Consider the following 1,571-nt stretch of genomic DNA (forward strand, 5'->3'; position numbering starts at 1 on the left):
GACATCACGAAGGCCTTTGACGGGTATGTCTTCCGGAACGCCTGCGGTCCTGCCGCGAGCATCGCCCAGATCTTCATTCCGCAACGACCGATCGAACCCGACGCCATGCCTTGTTCGCATCAGTGAGAGCGCGCCGACACTCATTGCCAGGACGACGATTACCGTCGAAAACCTTTGCAGGAAGCCTGTCTGCATCGCCAACACTCCGCTCCATCGCAGAGTAAACGCGCATCTTCCTCAAAGGATGCAGTTTTGATTGTAAAACGCACCGGGGTTTTGCCCGCTAATCTTCGCGGCAACCATATGGAATTGCCGGAGAAATTCCGAGGTGTGGGGGATCATGATCGACGCTGTCTGGCCCCTTCTGGCCAACCGCTAGCCAGAAGGGATGACGAAAATCGACTCTAGCGGAGAACGCGAGCGCTTCGTGTTCCGTCAGTAGCAAGCCGCGAAGGGCGTATCGACGCAGGTGCTGTCATAGTCATTGTGGTAGTAGGGTTGCCCTGCGCCACCACTGTCCGATACGCCAGGCAAGGAGCTGCGATACCAGGCGCCGTGGTATACCGGCGCATGCCAGTAGTTGTGGGCTTGTACGCCATTGTCACCTGAGCCTCCCGCGCCCAATCCGCTGCGGGCCAACCCGACGTAGTTAGGGCTGCCTATGCCACTTCCGCCATAGCCACCGCCCCCGAAATCGCCGCTGAAATTATCGATAAAGACCGCGGCGGGACCGCTCGATCCGTTGAGGCTTCCTTCAAGGACCGAAACCTCGAACGTCAGAGTGTTGCCATCGAGCTTGGGCGATTTCAAAACGACCACTGCGTCGCTGACCTTAGAGCCGTCGCCGCCGAGAATGGAGACTGTCGCATTGGGCGGGTTCTTCGCGAAATTGTCCTTACCTTCATCCCATTGCATGATGAATTGTTCGGTCGTCACGTGGCCGGCCGAGCGCACCGGGCGGTCGGCGAATACGATCGAACTCGCAAAGACGCCGGTCAACGTCAGCTTGTCGTTGGTGAGCGTCGCCCCCGCCGAGTTGATGACGGCGAGCGACGGCACCGGCCCGGTCGGTGTGACCACGCCGATCGTCTTCTGAAGGGGAACGTGGGGCTTGACCCCCGCATCTTGGGCGACGGCGCCGACGACGGCGCAGCAAAGCGCAGTTGCGGCAAAGGCAAGGCAGGAGAGATTTCTGGCAAGCATTGCTGGTCTCCATCTTCTGGGGCGGGCAAGCCGCATCGGGAATTCATATCTCGAACAGCAACCGCCGATGGGCGGTCGCGGCAGCCCTCGTCATTCAACAGGGCGGGGCGATCTCTGAGCCGCCATCACTCGCATGGCGGATATGGATAGTAGCCGCACCGGTAGCCACGGTTGTAGTAGGGCGCATATGCGTAAGGATGGGCCACTGCGGCGCCAACAGCGACGCCAGCCGCGACCCCTGCGGCCACCGGCGCACCGGCATACCAGGCGCCGTGATAGACCGGGGCATGCCAGTAGTTTCCGCCGTGCCATGTATTAACATTGATGTTTCGGTTGACGTCGATGCGATTGCCACTGAAGTCTCCACG

Annotated in this window: 1 protein-coding gene and 1 pseudogene; both read right to left on the reverse strand. The window is 60.3% G+C overall.

All coding sequences use genetic code 11. From position 1 onward, the window contains the following. Positions 1-435: 435 nt before the first annotated feature. Positions 436-1,203, reverse strand: a complete 768-nt coding sequence (locus AB4048_RS28675) for a hypothetical protein (protein WP_442205329.1) — start codon at positions 1,201-1,203, stop codon at positions 436-438. Positions 1,204-1,328: 125 nt separating this feature from the next. Continuing rightward, a pseudogene (locus AB4048_RS28680) lies at positions 1,329-1,571 on the reverse strand (hypothetical protein); the annotation flags it as partial.

This window comes from Rhizobium sp. RAF56, from assembly GCF_052113965.1.
GTDB lineage: Bacteria > Pseudomonadota > Alphaproteobacteria > Rhizobiales > Rhizobiaceae > Rhizobium.